Annotated in this window: 1 protein-coding gene; it reads right to left on the reverse strand. The window is 63.0% G+C overall.

Annotated elements, in window-relative coordinates; translation table 11 throughout:
- The coding region (locus NE547_RS18700) for a hypothetical protein (protein WP_256176630.1) at window positions 1-381 on the reverse strand (381 nt) is incomplete at both ends.

The following is a 381-nucleotide window of genomic DNA, read 5'->3' on the forward strand; positions in this document are numbered from 1 at the left end:
CCATCACAACATTGGCCGCCTGACCAACCGGGTTTTTCCCCCGGTAGCGCAGGCCGGACACGAAGTCCGAAAAAGCATTGGAATCCCGATAGGTCGCCCGCTGGGCCTCCCGGACGGCATAGGCCCGTGCGGCGTCCATAGCCGAAGCATCCACAGCCCCGTCCGACAAAGCCTGTGCGGTGATACCGTTTGCCTTCAGATACCCTGCCAGCGCCCCCGCATAGGCCGGCCTGGAAAACCAGGTGTCCTCCACATCCATCGCTGCGCTGTTGGCCTTTCTCACGGCTTCCAACGGAAGCGTCCGGAAGATCGTCCGGTACCTGTCGATCTTCCCCATGGCGCTCTCGCTGTACTTCCCGCCGCCAAGCAGCTGCTCCTGCA

The organism is Flavonifractor sp. DFI.6.63 (assembly GCF_024462255.1).
GTDB lineage: Bacteria > Bacillota > Clostridia > Oscillospirales > Oscillospiraceae > Lawsonibacter_A > Lawsonibacter_A hominis.